Source organism: Streptomyces kronopolitis (genome assembly GCF_014646275.1).
Taxonomy (GTDB): Bacteria; Actinomycetota; Actinomycetes; order Streptomycetales; family Streptomycetaceae; genus Streptomyces; species Streptomyces kronopolitis.
In genome coordinates, this window is record NZ_BMND01000066.1 from 1 (window position 1) to 16,351 (window position 16,351).

Annotated in this window: 13 protein-coding genes; 4 read left to right on the forward strand and 9 right to left on the reverse strand. The window is 72.8% G+C overall.

Annotated elements, in window-relative coordinates; translation table 11 throughout:
• Window positions 1-474 (forward strand): PucR family transcriptional regulator (locus IEY78_RS32840; RefSeq protein WP_189104609.1); only part of this gene is annotated, 474 nt, incomplete at its 5' end.
• A 196-nt stretch (window positions 475-670) separates the two neighbouring features.
• Here the strand turns inward: IEY78_RS32840 and IEY78_RS32845 are convergent.
• From IEY78_RS32845 to IEY78_RS32880, 8 genes are all read right to left on the reverse strand, one after another.
• Window positions 671-1,267 carry a TetR/AcrR family transcriptional regulator gene (locus IEY78_RS32845; RefSeq protein ID WP_189104610.1) on the reverse strand — a complete coding sequence of 199 codons (597 nt, stop codon included), beginning with the start codon at window positions 1,265-1,267 and terminating at the stop codon, window positions 671-673.
• A gap of 166 nt (window positions 1,268-1,433) precedes the next feature.
• On the reverse strand, window positions 1,434-2,111 hold the full coding sequence (locus IEY78_RS32850; RefSeq protein WP_189104611.1) for a PRC-barrel domain-containing protein: 678 nt from the start codon (window positions 2,109-2,111) through the stop codon (window positions 1,434-1,436).
• A gap of 280 nt (window positions 2,112-2,391) precedes the next feature.
• Window positions 2,392-3,984: a phosphoglycerate dehydrogenase gene (gene serA / locus IEY78_RS32855; protein WP_189104612.1), complete on the reverse strand. Its 1,593-nt coding sequence runs from the start codon at window positions 3,982-3,984 to the stop codon at window positions 2,392-2,394.
• A 290-nt stretch (window positions 3,985-4,274) separates the two neighbouring features.
• On the reverse strand, window positions 4,275-5,273 hold the full coding sequence (gene ilvC, locus IEY78_RS32860) for a ketol-acid reductoisomerase (protein ID WP_189104613.1): 999 nt from the start codon (window positions 5,271-5,273) through the stop codon (window positions 4,275-4,277).
• 108 nt (window positions 5,274-5,381) lie between these two features.
• Window positions 5,382-5,906: an acetolactate synthase small subunit gene (gene ilvN, locus IEY78_RS32865; RefSeq protein ID WP_189104618.1), complete on the reverse strand. Its 525-nt coding sequence runs from the start codon at window positions 5,904-5,906 to the stop codon at window positions 5,382-5,384.
• Window positions 5,907-5,946: 40 nt separating this feature from the next.
• Entirely contained in the window at window positions 5,947-7,830 is a 1,884-nt protein-coding gene (locus tag IEY78_RS32870; protein WP_189104620.1) for an acetolactate synthase large subunit, read from the reverse strand.
• A 208-nt stretch (window positions 7,831-8,038) separates the two neighbouring features.
• Window positions 8,039-10,957 (reverse strand): putative bifunctional diguanylate cyclase/phosphodiesterase, encoded by a 2,919-nt coding sequence (locus IEY78_RS32875; protein WP_189104621.1) that lies wholly within the window; start codon window positions 10,955-10,957, stop codon window positions 8,039-8,041.
• Window positions 10,958-11,262: 305 nt separating this feature from the next.
• Complete coding sequence (locus IEY78_RS32880) at window positions 11,263-12,237, reverse strand: 2-hydroxyacid dehydrogenase (RefSeq protein WP_189104622.1); 975 nt, start codon at window positions 12,235-12,237, stop codon at window positions 11,263-11,265.
• 88 nt (window positions 12,238-12,325) lie between these two features.
• On the opposite strand from IEY78_RS32880, the gene IEY78_RS32885 reads away from it, so the two are divergent.
• From IEY78_RS32885 to IEY78_RS32895, 3 genes are all read left to right on the forward strand, one after another.
• Window positions 12,326-13,366, forward strand: a complete 1,041-nt coding sequence (locus tag IEY78_RS32885) for an aldo/keto reductase (protein WP_189104623.1) — start codon at window positions 12,326-12,328, stop codon at window positions 13,364-13,366.
• A gap of 185 nt (window positions 13,367-13,551) precedes the next feature.
• Window positions 13,552-14,724 carry a PQQ-dependent sugar dehydrogenase gene (locus tag IEY78_RS32890; protein ID WP_189104624.1) on the forward strand — a complete coding sequence of 391 codons (1,173 nt, stop codon included), beginning with the start codon at window positions 13,552-13,554 and terminating at the stop codon, window positions 14,722-14,724.
• Window positions 14,725-14,807: 83 nt separating this feature from the next.
• Complete coding sequence (locus tag IEY78_RS32895; RefSeq protein WP_189104625.1) at window positions 14,808-14,996, forward strand: DUF6191 domain-containing protein; 189 nt, start codon at window positions 14,808-14,810, stop codon at window positions 14,994-14,996.
• A gap of 8 nt (window positions 14,997-15,004) precedes the next feature.
• On the opposite strand, the gene IEY78_RS32900 is transcribed toward IEY78_RS32895, so the two are convergent.
• On the reverse strand, window positions 15,005-16,351 hold a 1,347-nt coding region (locus tag IEY78_RS32900), incomplete at its 5' end, for a LuxR family transcriptional regulator (protein WP_229700323.1).

A 16,351-nucleotide genomic window follows, 5' to 3' on the forward strand; every position in this document is an offset into this window, starting at 1 on the left:
GGCGCGGGCCCGGCCGGGGCGTCAGGGGCCCGGGCGGGCGGCGGCGGACAGCCCGCGCCGCTCGGGCCGGGCGCAGCCGGAATCGGCGCCGGCACCGCCGAGTTGAACGCGCTCCCGGCCACCTGGCGCGAAGCGCTGGACGCGGCCCGCGCGGCCCGCGCCGAACCCCGGCTGGGCCCGGTCACCCAGTGGGACGCGATCGGCGCCTACCGCCTGCTGACCACCCTGCCGGACCCCGCACCCGACCCGGTCGTCGGCCCGCTGCTGGCCCCCGCCCATGCCGAACTCGCCCGCACCGCCGAGGTGTTCCTCGACTGCGCGGGCCAGGCGAGCCGGACCGCGCAGCTGCTGGGCATCCACCGCCAGACGCTCTACTACCGGCTGGGCCGGGTGGAGAAGCTCACCGGCCTCGACCTGGACGACGGCGAGCACCGGCTGCTGCTGCACATGGCCCTCAAGGCGGCCCGACTGTGAACGGGGCCGGTACACCGGGCCGAACCGGCGGGCCGTCCGGGTGAGGCGGCCGGTACGGGCCAGGCCGTCCATCCTGGTGAGACGACCGGTCCGGCGAGGCCGTCCGTCCGGGTGAGACCGCCGGTCCGGACCGCTTCGCCCGGTCGGGTGAGCGCGGCGTCCCGTCCCGTCCCGTCGGGAGCCGCCGCGCCACGACTCACTCCGGCCCCGGCACCCCGCCCGTGGTGACCCGGTGCAGCGCGGTGGCGAGGTCCCGGCCGGTGGGCATCCGGTCCGGGGCGAGCAGCGACTGGACCATCAGGCCGGTGAGCAGCGCCCGGTAGAAGGAGCCGACGACGCGCGCCGTCTCGGCGTCGACCTCCGCGTCCGGTACCCCTTCGAACGCCGCGACGAGTTCCTCGCCGCCCTCCGGGAGCACCTCGCCGACGGCCTCGCGCAGCGCCGCATCGCGCGGCAGCAGCCCCAGCACCTCGACCTGCGCCGCGATGAACTGCGGTTCCGTGGCGATCCGTTGCAGCACCTGCTCCCAGACGGCGGCGAAGCGGCCCAGCGGGTCCGCGTCCGGCACCTGCCCGTCACCGGCGTCCGGCGTCCGTACGATCCCCGCGCCCCACTCCTCCGTGGACGCGATGACCGCCTGGCGCATCAGGGCGTCCTTGGAGCCGTAGTGGTAGCCGATGGAGGCGAGGTTGGCGCCGGAGGCGGCCACGATGTCGCGGGCGGTGGTGCGCGCATAGCCCTTCTCCAGGAGGCAGCGTTTGGCCCCCTCCAGAAGGTCCTCACGGTGTCCCATGGAGGGAGCCTATCGCCGCCCGTGCGCGCGTACCGGACGGATGTATGAGACGTCCGTACACGGCCGCGCCGGCCGCCCTCCCCCTCCCGCACGGGCGTGTGCGGGCGGAGGCCGCATGCTCGACGGCGGCCTCCGCCGCTCCCCCGGTCCGGGGCACCCCACCCGGTTACCGGAGCCGGTCCGGCCCGGGCCCCTCTCCGGGGTCCGTGCCGTCGTCGCTCTCGGGCGTCTGCTCCCTGCCGCGCCGGGCGTCCGCGTCGTCACCGCCGGACGGTCCCGGCCCCGACCGCGTACCGGCACCCGACCCGGCCAGCGGCCCGTCGACCAGCTTGTTGCGCTCGCCGTGCGTCCGGCCCGGCGCGCCGCCCTCCTCGGAGGCCCGCGCCCCGGCGTCCCCGGTACCGGCCCGGCCCGCGCCGGACGCCGGGTCCGCGTCGTCGCCCCGGGCGGTCCCGGGGCCGGACGTGCCGGTGCCCGGCGCCTCCCCGGCGGCCTCCTCCGGGTCCTCGGGACCGGTCACACCCGGCCGGGGCATCCCGTAGTGGCGGTAGAGCTCGGTCTCCTCGGAGGGGTCGAGATGGCCGTCGACGTCGATCCGCGGCGCGGCCTTGATGGTGTGCTTGTCGTGCGGAACGTGCAGCTCGTCCCCGCTCCGGGTGGCCCCGGCGAGCGGGATGAAGGTCTCCTTCATACCGAACAGCCCGGTACGCACCGTGATCCACTCCGGGTCGTTGGTGGCGTCGTCCCGGTAGACCTGCTGGACCTTGCCCACCTTCACGCCGTCCGCATCGACCACCTGCAGACCGGTCAGGCTGTGCGGGGCATCCCCCAGGGGTGCAGTCATGGCGTCCGCCCTCCTTCCGCACGCACCGGCCGGGCACGCGCAGTACCCATTGCGCGCCGCGCGCCTCCCGCGAGCGACTCGGCGGGAGCGCCGGCCCGGGTCCCCGGCCGCCCGACGGCGGCGCCTGCGGCCTCCACGACCTCCCCCTCCGATAGGCCATTCGGGTGAATGGTGAAAGATCACCGGAAGCCTCGCCGCGGGCCCCACGACGCCGGAACGGCGACGGGCCCGGACTCCGCCGAAGCGGCATCCGGGCCCGTTGAGCTGCGCAGACCTACGGTCAGTCGCCGAGGTTCACCGCGCGCACCGAGGTCGCGCCGATCTCCTCGGCGATCTCGGTGAGGACGTGCGGCGGGATGGTGTCGTCGACGGTCAGCGCCACCAGCGCCTCGCCCCCGACATCGGCCCGGGAGACCTGCATCCCGCCGATGTTGATGCCCGCCTCGCCCAGGATCCGGCCGACCGTGCCGACGACACCGGGGCGGTCGCTGTAGCGCAGGAAGGCCATGTGGTCGGCGAGCGACAGATCGATGGAGTGGTCACCGACCGCGACGATCTTCTGGATGTTCTTGTGGCCGGCCAGCGTGCCGGAGATCGACACCTCGTCACCGCCCGCGAGTGTGCCGCGCACGGTCACCACATTGCGGTGCTCGGGCGACTCGCTGCTGGTCGTCAGCCGCACCTCCACGCCGCGCTCCTGCGCGAACAGCGGGGCGTTGACGTAGGACACCGTCTCGTCGACGACGTCCTCGAACACGCCCTTGAGCGCGGAGAGTTCCAGCACCTTGACGTCGTGCTGGGTGATCTCGCCGTAGACCTCGACGTCCAGGCGCATGGCGACCTCGCCGGCCAGCGCGGTGAAGATCCGGCCCAGGCGCTCGGCCAGCGGCAGGCCCGGCTTGACGTCCTCGGCGATCACGCCGCCCTGGACGTTGACCGCGTCCGGGACCAGCTCGCCGGCCAGCGCGAGCCGCACCGACTTGGCGACCGAGATCCCGGCCTTCTCCTGCGCCTCGCCCGTGGAGGCGCCGAGGTGCGGGGTGGCGACGACCTGGTCGAACTCGAAGAGCGGCGAGTCGGTGCAGGGCTCGGTCGCGTAGACGTCCAGGCCCGCGCCGGCCACCCGGCCCTCCTTGAGCGCGGTGGCCAGCGCCGCCTCGTCGACGATCCCGCCGCGCGCGGCGTTGACGATCCGGACCGAGGGCTTGACCTTGTGCAGCGCCTCGTCGCCGATGAGACCGACGGTCTCCGGCGTCTTGGGGAGGTGCACGGTGATGAAGTCGGAGACCGCGAGCAGCTCGTCGAGGGTCAGCAGCTTCACGCCCATCTGCGCGGCGCGGGCCGGCTGGACGTAGGGGTCGTAGGCGACGACCTTCATGCCGAACGCCGACATCCGCTGGGCGACCAGGACACCGATCCGGCCGAGGCCGACCACGCCGAGGGTCTTCTCGCTGAGCTCGACGCCGGTGTACTTGCTGCGCTTCCACTCGCCGTTCTTCAGGGCGGTGTTGGCCTGCGGGATGTTGCGGGCGGTGGCGACCAGCAGACCGCAGGCCAGCTCGGCGGCGGTGACGATGTTGGATGTCGGGGCGTTGACGACCATCACGCCGGCCTTGGTGGCGGCGGAGACGTCCACGTTGTCCAGACCGACGCCGGCGCGGGCGACGACCCGCAGCTTCCCGGCGGCGGCGATGGCCTCTGCGTCGATCTTCGTCGCGCTGCGCACGAGGACGGCGTCGACATCGGCGATCGCGGGGAGCAGCTCGGCGCGGTCCGCGCCGTTGCAGTGCCGGATCTCGAAGTCCGGCCCGAGGGCGTCGACGGTGGCGGGCGACAGCTCTTCGGCGATGAGTACGACAGGTTTCGAGCTCACGTGGTCTTCAGTCCTCACTAGTCCTGGGGGTACCTCCCACGCCCTCAAGGCTGTGGGGGGAGGGCGGCCGTCCCGACGGCCGAAGGCGGTGAAGGGGGAAAGCCGCGTGGAAGACGCACGACGCTGTGAGCCTGACGCGCTTGTGCAATGCAGTGTAGTGGCGGTGCGGGGCGGGCCTCGTGCCGAAGCGAAAGGATCACCCGTGCGTGGTTCCGCGCGGCGCCCGGGGCACCGCCGCGTGACGCGGGGAGAGGGGGCCGCGGCCGCGCCGCGGCCCCCTGTCCGGTGGCTTACGCCTCGTCGTCGACCCAGCTCATGAGCTTGCGGAGCTTCTTGCCGGTGGTCTCCAGCAGGTGGTCCTCGTCGGCCTTCTTGTACTCGTTGTACTTCGGCAGACCGGCGTTGTACTCGGCCATCCAGTTGTTGGCGAAGGTGCCGTCCTGGATCTCGGCGAGCACCTTCTTCATCTCGGCCTTGGTCTGGTCGGTGATGATGCGGGGGCCGGTGACGTAGTCGCCCCACTCGGCGGTCTCGGAGACCGACCAGCGCATCTTCTCCAGGCCGCCCTCGTACATGAGGTCCACGATCAGCTTCAGCTCGTGGAGGCACTCGAAGTACGCGATCTCCGGCTGGTAGCCCGCCTCGACCAGGGTCTCGAAGCCGGCCTTGACCAGCGCCGAGGCGCCGCCGCAGAGCACGGCCTGCTCACCGAACAGGTCGGTCTCGGTCTCCTCGGTGAAGGTGGTCTTGATGACACCGGCGCGGGTGCCGCCGATGCCCTTGGCGTAGGACAGCGCCAGCGCGAAGGCCTTGCCGGACGCGTCCTGCTCGACGGCCGCGATGCACGGCACGCCGCGGCCCTCCTCGTACTGGCGGCGCACGAGGTGGCCCGGGCCCTTGGGGGCGACCATGCACACGTCGACGTGCGCCGGGGCCTTGATGAAGCCGAAGCGGACGTTCAGGCCGTGGCCGAAGAACAGCGCGTCGCCGTCCTTGAGGTGGTCCTTGATGGACTCCTCGTAGACCTTGGCCTGGATCGGGTCCGGCACCAGGATCATGATGACGTCGGCCTCGGCCGCCGCCTCGGCGGGCGTGACCACGCGCAGGCCCTGCTCCTCGGCCTTGGCCTTGGACTTGGAGCCCTCGTGCAGGCCGACGCGCACGTCGACGCCCGAGTCCCGCAGCGACAGCGCGTGGGCGTGGCCCTGGCTGCCGTAGCCGATGACCGCGACCTTGCGGTTCTGGATGATGGACAGGTCGGCATCGTCGTCGTAGAACAGCTCGGCCACTTCGGGTCTCTCCTTGGATCTAGCGGGTGCCCACACAGTACGTCGGGCGGGGTGGGGAAGGGTCGGGGGTCTCGCCATGCGGTCCATGGGGGACGCGGCGAGGGGGGATCAGGCCGAACGGTCCAGGGCGCGCAGCGAGCGGTCGGTGATGGACCGGGCGCCGCGGCCTATGGCGATCGTGCCGGACTGGACGAGTTCCTTGATGCCGAACGGCTCCAGCATCTTGAGCATCGCCTCCAGCTTGTCACTCGACCCGGTGGCCTCGATGGTGACGGCCTCGGGCGAGACGTCGACGGTCTTGGCGCGGAAGAGCTGGACGATCTCGACGATCTGCGAGCGGGTCTCGTTGTCGGCGCGGACCTTCACCAGGACCAGTTCGCGCTGGATGGCGGCGCCCGGCTCCAGCTCGACGATCTTCAGGACGTTGACGAGCTTGTTGAGCTGCTTGGTGACCTGCTCCAGCGGCAGCGACTCGACGCTGACCACGATGGTGATGCGGGAGATGTCGGGGTGCTCGGTGACCCCGACCGCGAGCGAGTCGATGTTGAAGCCGCGGCGGGAGAACAGCGCGGCGATCCGGGCGAGGATGCCGGGGGTGTTCTCCACCAGGACGGAGAGCGTGTGCTTGGACATGGTCTTCTCTCTTCTTCCGTGCGTCCGTGTCGTCCTGGGCTCAGTCGTCTTCGTTGTCGCCGAAGTCGGGACGCACGCCCCGGGCGGCCATGACCTCGTCGTTGGAGGTGCCGGCGGCGACCATCGGCCAGACCTGGGCGTCCTCGTGCACGATGAAGTCGATCACGACCGGGCGGTCGTTGATGGCATTGGCCTTGGCGATCACCGCGTCGAGTTCGGCCGGGTCCTCACAGCGCATCGCGACGCAGCCCATCGCCTCGGACAGCTTGACGAAGTCCGGGACGCGGGTGCCGCCGCTGGCCTTGCCGGCCGTCACCAGCCCGTTGGACTCGGGGCCGGAGTGCAGCACGGTGTTGGAGTACCGCTGGTTGTAGAAGAGGGTCTGCCACTGGCGCACCATGCCCAGCGCGCCGTTGTTGATGACCGCGACCTTGATCGGGATGTTGTTCAGCGCGCAGGTGACCAGCTCCTGGTTGGTCATCTGGAAGCAGCCGTCGCCGTCGATCGCCCAGACGGTGCGGTCCGGCTGCCCGGCCTTGGCGCCCATGGCGGCGGGGACGGCGTAGCCCATCGTGCCGGCGCCGCCGGAGTTCAGCCAGGTCGAGGGCTTCTCGTAGTCGATGAAATGGGCGGCCCACATCTGGTGCTGGCCGACGCCGGCGGCGTAGATGGTGTCGGCCGGGGCGAGCTTGCCGATCCGCTCGATGACCTGCTGCGGGGAGAGGCTGCCGTCGTCCGGCAGGTCGTAGCCCAGCGGGTAGGTGTCGCGCCAGCGGTTGAGGTCCTTCCACCAGGCGGCGTATCCGGTCCGGGCGGCCTCACCCAGCTGACCGGCGTCGTGCTCGGCCTGGACGGCGACGATCAGGTCGGCGATGACCTCGCGGGCGTCGCCGACGATCGGCACGTCCGCGGCGCGGTTCTTGCCGATCTCCGCCGGGTCGATGTCCGCGTGCACGACCTTGGCGTACGGCGCGAAGGAGTCCAGCTTGCCGGTGACCCGGTCGTCGAAGCGGGCGCCGAGGGTGATCAACAGGTCCGACTTCTGCAGCGCGGTGACGGCGGTGACCGCGCCGTGCATCCCGGGCATGCCGACGTGCTGCGGGTGGCTGTCGGGGAAGGCGCCCAGCGCCATCAGGGTGGTGGTGACGGGGGCGCCGGTCAGCTCGGCGAGCACCTTCAGCTCGGCGGTGGCACCGGACTTCAGCACGCCGCCGCCGACGTAGAGCACCGGGCGCTTGGCCTCGGCGATCAGCCGGGCTGCCTCGCGGATCTGCTTGGCGTGCGGCTTGGTCACCGGGCGGTAGCCGGGCAGATCGGTGTGCGGCGGCCAGGCGAAGGTGGTCCGGGCCTGGAGGGCGTCCTTGGCGATGTCGACCAGGACCGGGCCGGGCCGGCCGGTGGCCGCGATGTGGAACGCCTCGGCGATCGTCCGGGGGATCTCCGCCGGGTCGGTGACCAGGAAGTTGTGCTTGGTGATCGGCATCGTGATGCCGCAGATGTCCGCCTCCTGGAAGGCGTCCGTGCCGATCGCCTTGGACGCGACCTGGCCGGTGATCGCCACCAGCGGGACGGAGTCCATGTGGGCGTCGGCGATCGGGGTGACGAGGTTGGTGGCACCCGGACCCGAGGTCGCCATGCAGACGCCGACCTTGCCGGTGGCCTGCGCGTATCCGGTGGCGGCGTGGCCGGCGCCCTGCTCGTGGCGCACCAGGACGTGCCGGACCTTCGAGGAGTCCATCATCGGGTCGTACGCAGGAAGGATCGCGCCGCCGGGAATGCCGAACACGGTGTCGGCCCCGACCTCCTCGAGCGAACGGATCAGGGACTGCGCACCCGTGACGTGCTCGACGGCGGGCTGCTGCGATCCGCCGGAGGTACGGGCCCGCGGCTGCGGATGGTGGGCCCCGGAGGCCTGCTCGGTCATCTGCGTCTCTTCTCGAAGCTGAGGGTTTTGACGGATATGTGAGGTTGCTGTGCAACAAAAAACCCCCCGTGCCAAGTGGCAAGCGAGGGGAGCGCGTCGGTGCGGTCAGCCGGGTGTCGTCAGTGACCCGGCCTCAGCCGACGCGCTTTCCAAGTACGAGAATTCGGGTGCGCATGGCACTGACCCTCCCCCCGCCGTACACCGGGTGTCAAGTGGGTGGGACGGAGGTCTCACTATTTGAGCGCAATGGCGGATGCACGAGCGATTCCGGGCCCGCCGGACCGCCCTGACGTACGGGCAGACCGCTGCCGGTGAGCACCACCGCCCGGCTCTGGACCGCGACGTCCGGCACCGGGTAGTGGGCGTGCGTCAGGGACCGCCGCAGCCGGGGTTCGTCGAGTGGCCCGGAGAAGGCCGTCCCCATGCCGTGCGTGCAGCCCATGGAGCGCAGGGCGAGCACCTGCTCGGGGAGGTCGACGCCGTCCGCGACGGACTGCATGCCCAGGTCGCCGGCGATCCGCAGCAGTCCCGCGGTGATCTTGTGCAGCCGGGCGGACTCCACCACGCCGTCGACCAGCCCGCGATCCAGCCGCAGGATGTCCACGGGCAGCCTGCGCAGCGCGCTGATCGCGGCGAAGCCGCTGCCGAAGCCGTCCAGGGCGATCCGCACGCCGAGCCGGCGCAGCGCGACCAGCCGGCGCTCCAGGTCGTCCAGCGGAAGGCGCGGATCGCTCTCGGACAGCTCCAGGACGAGCGCGCGCGAGGGCAGGCCGTGCCGGGTGAGCAGCGACTCCACGCCCTTGGGGGACAGCGCCTGATCCAGCAGCCGGCGGGCCGGGAGGCGGACCGCGACCGGGACCGGGTAGCCGGCGCGGTGGCGGGCCGCGGCCTGCTCGACGGACGCCTCCAGCTGCCAGCGGTCCAGCTCGGCGGCGCGGTCGCCGTCCTCGGGGTAGCGGCCGCGGTCGCCGACCCGCAGGAACTCCGCGGGGGTGAACAGGATGCCCTGGGCGGAGCGCCAGCGAGCGTGCGCCGCGACCGCGGTGACCCGCCCGCCGGCCAGCTCCACGACGGGCTGGTGCAGCAGCGAGAAGGCGCCGTCCTGCAGCGCCGTGCGCAGCTTGGTGGCCAGCTCGGCGCGGTGCGCCACCTCGGTCTGCATCTGCGGGGCGTACAGCTCCACCCGGCCCTTGCCGGCCTGCTTGGCGCGGTACATCGCCAGGTCCGCGTTGCGCAGCAGGCCCGCGGGGCTGACGCCGGGCTCGGCGAAGGCCACCCCGATGCTGGCCGCCACCCGCACCTCGCGGCCGTCGATGCGGTACGGGTCGGAGAGCCGGATGCGCAGCCGGTCGGCGATCTCGTGGATCCGGAACTCGCGGGCGGCGGGGTCGCGGGTGCCGTCGCCGGTGATCAGCGCGGCGAACTCGTCGCCGCCCAGCCGGGCCGCTATGTCGCCGGCGCGCACCGAGTCACCGAGCCGGCGGGCGGCCTGGATCAGCAGCTCGTCGCCCGCCTGGTGGCCGATGGTGTCGTTGACCTGCTTGAAGCCGTCGAGGTCGATGTAGAGCACGGCGGTGTCGTGGTCGCTGGCGCGGCGGCCGGTGACGGCCTGGGTGACGCGCTCGGTGAACAGGGCGCGGTTGGGCAGGTCGGTGAGCGCGTCGTGCGAGGCGTTGTGCTGGAGCTGGGCCTGCAGCCGGACGCGTTCGGTGACATCGCGGGAGTTGAAGATCAGGCCGCCGTGGTGGCGGTTGACGGTGGACTCGACGTTCAGCCAGCCGTCGCCGCCGGAGCGCTGCTCGCCGGCGCGGAAGCGGCACTCGATCCGGGTGGTCGGTTCGTCCTCGGGGGCGGCGGCGAGGAATCTGCGGACCTCGTGCACCACCCGTCCCAGGTCCTCGGGGTGGATCAGCGAGGCGAGTTCGGAGCCGACCAGCTCCTCGGCGTCGCGCCCGTAGACACCGGAGGCGGCCGGGCTGACGTAGTGGAGCACGCCGGTGGGGGCGGCGATCATGATGACGTCGCTGGAGCCCTGCACCAGGGAGCGGAAGTGGTTCTCCTTCTGCGCCAACTCCTGGGTGAGGGTGATGTTGTCGAGCAGCATGATGCCCTGGCGGATCACGAGGGCGAGCACGACCGTGCAGCCGGTGAACAGCACCACGCGGTCGATGCGCCGGCCGTCCAGGACGTTGGTGAGGATGCCCAGCGTGCAGACGGCGGCGGCGAGATACGGGGTCAGGGCGGCGAGCGAGCCGGCGATCGGGCGGCCGCCGTGCGAGGGGACCCGGCGCGCGGCGGGCCTGGCCTCCTCCGGGGTGCACTCCTCGCCCGCGCGGCGGGCGACCCAGGGGGCGTACGCGAGGAGTATGGAGCCGGCGAACCATCCGGCGTCCAGGATCTGGCCGGAGCGGTAGTGCTCGCGCAGCAGCGGGGAGCTGAACAGCGCGTCGCACAGCACCGTCAGGGCGAGCGCCGCGACCGCGGTGTTGATCGCCGAGCGGTGCACCGAGGAGCGCCGGAAGTGCAGCACGAGCACCATGCTCACCAGCACGATGTCCAGCAGCGGATAGGCCAGCGACAGCGCGCTCTGGGCCACGCTGCGGCCCTGGAAGTGGGCGGTGTGGGCGAGCGCAAGGCTCCATGAGAGGGTGACCAGCGACCCGGCGATCAGCCAGGAGTCGAGCCCCAGGCAGACCCAACCCGCCCTGTTCACCGGACGCTTGGCGAGCACCAGCAGACCGACGATCGCCGGTGGCGCGAACAGCAGGAAGCAGAAGTCGGCCAGGGAGGGGCTGGGTACCGTGGTGCCCTCGATGACCTCGTACCAGCCCCATACGCCGTTGCCGAGGCCGGCCATCCCGGAGGAGGCGGCGAACAGCATCCAGGCGGGGCGGAAGCGGGTGCGGCGCTTGCGGGCGTACAGACCGCAGGAGACGGCTGCCAGGAGGGCCGCGAAGCTGAGGCCGAAGTCCCCCATGAAGGCCGCGACTTCGGGCGATCCCCAGCCGAAGGCGGCGCCGACGGCATAGCCACCGCAGACCACGGCGAGGACGATCTGCGGCACCGCGCTCGGCGGGCTGCCGGCCGGCGCCGGCGGCCGGGAGAGCATCGCCCCCGGGGCGCTCACCGGATTCTCCTGCCCACCCGTACCGGGTGCCGTCGCGAGCGGCACGCCAGGGGGCTTCGCCTTATCCCCGCGGGCGCTCGTGGATCGTGCTTCTCGCGCATCGTCCATCGGTCGTACATCGCCCGTCGCCCCCCTCGAGTCCCGGATTCTTCGCACGCGCCGCGTCCTTCCCGGCGTCGTCCCCGCTCGGACGATACACCAGTTCCGTCACTCAGGGACATAGTGTCTCTACGGAGCGTGACTGGGGGCGGAATTGTGGATACTCCCCGCAGTCTTACGGACTCGTAGCGCTACCCGCGACCGCTTCAGCCGGCGGTGGCGACCACGTTCCGCAGGGGCTCGCCGGCCGCGAAAAGCGTCAGTTGATCCCTCAGCAGCCGCTTCGCGCGGGGCAGGAAGGCAGAGCTGGGGCCACCGACGTGTGGAGTGATGAGCACGCCGGGAGCGTGCCACAGCGGATGCCCGGCGGGGAGGGGTTCCGGATCGGTGACATCGAGCGCCGCGCGCAGGCGCCCGGACTGGAGTTCGGCGAGGAGTGCCGCGGTGTCGACGATCCCGCCGCGTGCGATGTTCACCAGCAGTGCGCCGTCCTTCATCCGCGCCAGGAAATCGCGTCCGACCAGGCCACGCGTCGCGTCGGTGAGCGGGGCCGCCAGCACGACGACGTCCGCGCCGGGCAGGTGGGCGGACAGGCCGGAGAGTGGATGCACAGGGCCGCGCACAGTGTCACGCGCGGTGCGTGCGATGCGCACCACCCGCGCACATTCAAAAGGCGTGAGCCGGTCCTCGATGGCACTGCCGATCGAACCATAGCCCACAATGAGGACCGATTTGTCGGCGAGCGCGGGCCTGAGGTCGGGCCGCCACTCCCCCGCGTCCTGGCCGCGTACGAAGTCGGGAACGCCGCGCAGCGCGGCGAGGATCAGCGTCAGCGCCAGCTCCGCGGTGCTGGCGTCGTGCAGCCCGCGGGCGTTGCACAGCCGGGCGCCCGACGGCATCCGGGACAGCCCCGGCAGCAGGTTGTCGACACCGGCCGTGAGGGCCTGCACCACCCGCACCCGGCTCATCCGGGACAGCGGGCGCAGGCTCACTTCCGTGTCCTTCATATAGGGGACCGCGTAGAAGGCGCACCGCTCCGGGTCGGCCGGGTAGTCGGGGCCGGCGTCCCAGTGGACGTAGCGGAGGCCGCCGGGCAGCCCCTCGATCTCGTCGGGCGGGATCGGGAGCCACACGTCGGGGGCCTCGGTGTGCGCCTCGGTGCGCTGGTCTGCGGTTGCCATGACCGCAGGCTATGCGAAGAGTTGTTCTGCCCAGACGTTAGTTTGGTCTGGCCCTTGAGCGGGGGCGAGGGGATGGAGGCACAACCAGGTGGAGCGCAGGACAATCGGTGCGGCGGCTCTCGAAGTGGGCGCCATCGGGCTCGGCTGCATGCCGATGAGCTGGGGGTACACCGAGTCGCAGCGCAGCTTGGACAGCTCGCTGCGGGCCGTGCACACCGCGCTGGACCGGGGGTGCAGCCTGCTCGACACCGCCGACATGTACGGCCCGTTCACCAATGAGCTGCTGGTGGGGCGGGTGCTCAAGGAGCGGCGGGCGGAGGCGTTCGTCTCGACCAAGTGCGGGCTGCTGGTGGGTGAGCAGCACATCGTCGCCAACGGGCGGCCCGGCTATGTGCGGCGGGCCTGCGACGCCTCGCTGCGGCGGCTGCAGACCGACCGCATCGATCTCTACCAGCTGCACCGGGCCGACCCCGAGGTGCCCATCGAGGAGACCTGGGGGGCGATGGCGGAGCTGGTGGCGGCCGGGAAGGTGCGGTCGCTGGGGCTGTGCGCGGTGGGTGCGCGGGCGGTGCGGCCGGCGCGTGCGGGCCGTGCAGAGCGGCGGCCGGCCGGCGGCGGGCCGCGGCGGCGCTCCCGGATGCACGACGGCACGCTGGCCCAACTGGAGCGGGTCCAGCAGGTGTTCCCGGTCAGCAGTGTGCAGGCCGAGCTGTCGGTGTGGTCGCCGGAGGCGCTGGAGGAGCTGCTGCCGTGGTGCGCGTCGCGGGGCGTGGGCTTCCTGGCGGCGATGCCGCTGGGCAACGGCTATCTGACCGGCACCCTCACCCCGGGGCAGGGGTTCGAGCCGGAGGACACCAGGGCCCGTCATCCGCGCTTCACCGCCGAGATGATGGCCGCGAACCAGCCGGTGGTGGCGGGGCTGCGCCGGGTCGGCGCGCGCCATGGTGCGACGCCGGGGCAGGTGGCGCTGGCCTGGGCGCTGGCGCAGGGCCGGCACGTCGTCCCGGTGCCGGGCACGAAGAAGGAGCGCTGGGCCGCGCAGAACGCCGCGGCGGCGCAGCTGACGCTCTCCGCCGAGGACCTGGCGGAGATCGCCGCGCTGCCGCCGGCGCGCGGGTCCTGGTACTAGGGGAACGCCCCTGGGGGCCTGGTTCCGCCGGATGACTCCGCACCCGTACCCCGCGCTTCGGGGGCGCGTCCGGCCGTCCGCGGGATCCCGGCAGGTGGGAGTGGCCGCGCCTCGGCCGGGGCACGGGCGTCGGGCGGTGCGATGTGGTGGGGTGGGGCACGTCCCGCCGACGAGAGGACCCTGCCGTGCAACGCCGTACCCGCACCGCCGTGTTGGCCGCCGCTTCACTGCTGCTGGCGGCGGGGTGCTCGTCCGGGGGCACCGCGCCCCGGGGCGGTGGGACGTCCGCCGGCCCGGCGCACAGCGGCGCCGCCTCGCCGGGCGCCACCCCGTCGTCCGCCGCGCCGCCCGCCAAGGGTTCGGTGAAGGTGACCGCCACCCTGGTGAAGGGGCTGAAGACGCCCTGGGGTGTGGCGGTGCTGCCGGGCGGGGACCTGCTGGTCTCCTCCCGTGACACCGGGAAGATCGTCCGGGTCTCGGCGAAGAACGGGAAGACCACCGAGCTGGGGTCGGTTCCCGGCGTGGACCCGGGCGGCGAGGGCGGGCTGCTGGGGATCGCGGTGTCCCCCACGTTCGGCACCGACCATCTGGTGTACGCCTACTTCACCACCGCGTCCGACAACCGCATCGCCCGCATGGTGTACGACGCGAAGCGCCCGCCGGGCAATCAGCTGGGCGCACCCGACACGATCTTCAAGGGCATCCCCAAGGGCGAGATCCACAACGGCGGCCGGATCGCCTTCGGCCCGGACCGGATGCTCTACGCCGGCACCGGCGAGAGCGGCGACTCCGGGCTCGCCCAGGACAAGAGGTCGCCGGCCGGCAAGATCCTGCGGATGACGCCGGACGGCCAGCCGGCGCACGGCAACCCCGAGGCGGACTCGGTGGTGTACGACTACGGCCACCGCAATGTGCAGGGACTGGCCTGGGACAGCGGCAAGCGGCTGTGGGCCTCGGAGTTCGGCCAGCACACCTGGGACGAACTCAACCTCATCGAGCCGGGCAGGAACTACGGCTGGCCCGAGGCCGAGGGCAGGGCCAAGGGCAAGGCAGCGGGTTCGGGGTTCGTGAACCCGGTCGAGGAGTGGCGGACCGCGGATGCCTCGCCCAGCGGCATCGCCTACGCCAAGGGCTCGATCTGGATGGCCTCGCTGCGCGGCGAACGGCTGTGGCGGATCCCGCTGGACGGGACCCGGCCGGTGGCGGCCCCGCAGGCCTTCCTCAAGGGCACCTACGGACGGCTGCGGACCGTCGTGGCCGCGGGCGGCGGCACCTTGTGGCTGGTCACCAGCAACACGGACGGACGGGGCACGCCGCGCAAGGGCGATGACCGGATCCTCCGCCTCACGGTGAGCTGATCCCACTGATCCCTTTTCGGGCGACCTATCTACACTCGGTACCGGGGACGGGTGTACGTCGCGCCGACGAGGGGACAGGCACCGTGTTCAATGTCGTGGAAGAGCTGTTCGCGCCCGGTCGTCAGCACACCGAGGAGGAGCGGCAGCGGATGACCCTGGTCGTCGACGACGTCGGGGACGCCGACCCCGCGAAGGGTCCGATCGACCTCTCCTCGGGGACCGTGGTCGTCAAGGCCTCGCAGCCGCAGCGGGACGCGGCGGACCGGGGATAGGCGACGGGTCACGCGCCCCGGGCGGGCACCTTTGGCACCGGTTCGCCGAAGAGGCGCAGGCGGTGGGCCACCGCACCCGCCTCGCCGCGGCCGGAGACGCCCAGCTTGGCGAGGATGTGCGAGACATGGACGCTGGCGGTCTTCGGCGAGATGAACAGGGCGTCGGCTATCTGGCGGTTGCTGCGTCCGTCGGCGACCAGGCGGAGCACCTCGCGTTCGCGCGGGGTCAGCCCGAGGGCGGCGACGGCGGGCTCCTCGGCCGCGCCCCGGCCGCCGTCGTCGCCCGTGCCGCCACCGGCGGCGCCCCCGTCACCGTCGCCCGGGCCCGTGCTGTCACCGTCGGCCGCTATCAGGCCCGGCAGGGGGATCCGGGCCCGCTGGGCGAGGAGGGCGATCTCCTCGGCGAGCGGGCGGGCGCCCATCGTGACCGCGGCGGTGTGCGCCTGGGCCAGCACGAGCACGGCGGCCTCGCGCGGGGTGCGGCCCTGGAGCCCGGCGGTGGCCCGCTCGCCGGTCAGGAGCAGTGATTCCGCCCAGCGGTAGCAGGCGCGGGCCAGCTCCTGCGGGCGCTCCAACGGTTCGAAGGCGGCGACCGCACGGGCCCAGTCGTCAGGGCTCTCGCGGCCCTCGGCGCGGCGGAGTTCGGCGTCCACCGCGAGGCCGTACGCCACCGAGACGGGCAGGAGCCGGGGCAGCGCCTTGGCGGCCTGCCGGACGCGGTCGAGGAAGGCGGCACGTCCCGGCCCCGCGGCGGGCAGGCCCCGGGCGTCCGACTCCACGGCGGCGGCCGACCACAGCAGCGGCCAGGCATAGCGCTGGGTACCGAGCGGGAAGCCGTCGTCCAGGGCCCGTTCGGCCAGGGCGCGGGCGTCGAGGAGGCTGCCCTGGCGGGCGGCGATGCGCAGGGCGTGCCGCGCCATGGGGAGGGTGTGCTGGGGTTGCGGGTCGTGGGTGCCGTAGTGCTCGCGGGTGACGGCGAGTTCGCGTTCTGCCTCGGCGAGGTCGCCGCGGTCCAGGGCGAGATGGGTGAGGCGGTTGGCGGCCAGCGCGAGCGACCGGGGGCTCTGGGCGAAGCGGCGGGCGTCCGCGGCGGCCCGGCCCGCCTCCTGCCAGCGGCCCAGCGACTGTTCGCCGCGATGCGGGCGAGCGCGGCGCCGAGCGCGGTGAGTTCGGCCGCGCGGCCGACGAACACGGGACTGACGGACCTGGTCTCCACGCCGCTGAGCATCGCACAGGGGTCTGACAGCCGCGCAGTGGATTTCGGCGGCCGGAGCGCCCGGCCCGGTGAGGGCGGCACCGGGGGCCGGGCGGCCGGCGTGCGGGCCGGCGGCGCGGTCGGCGCGGTGGCCGTCAAC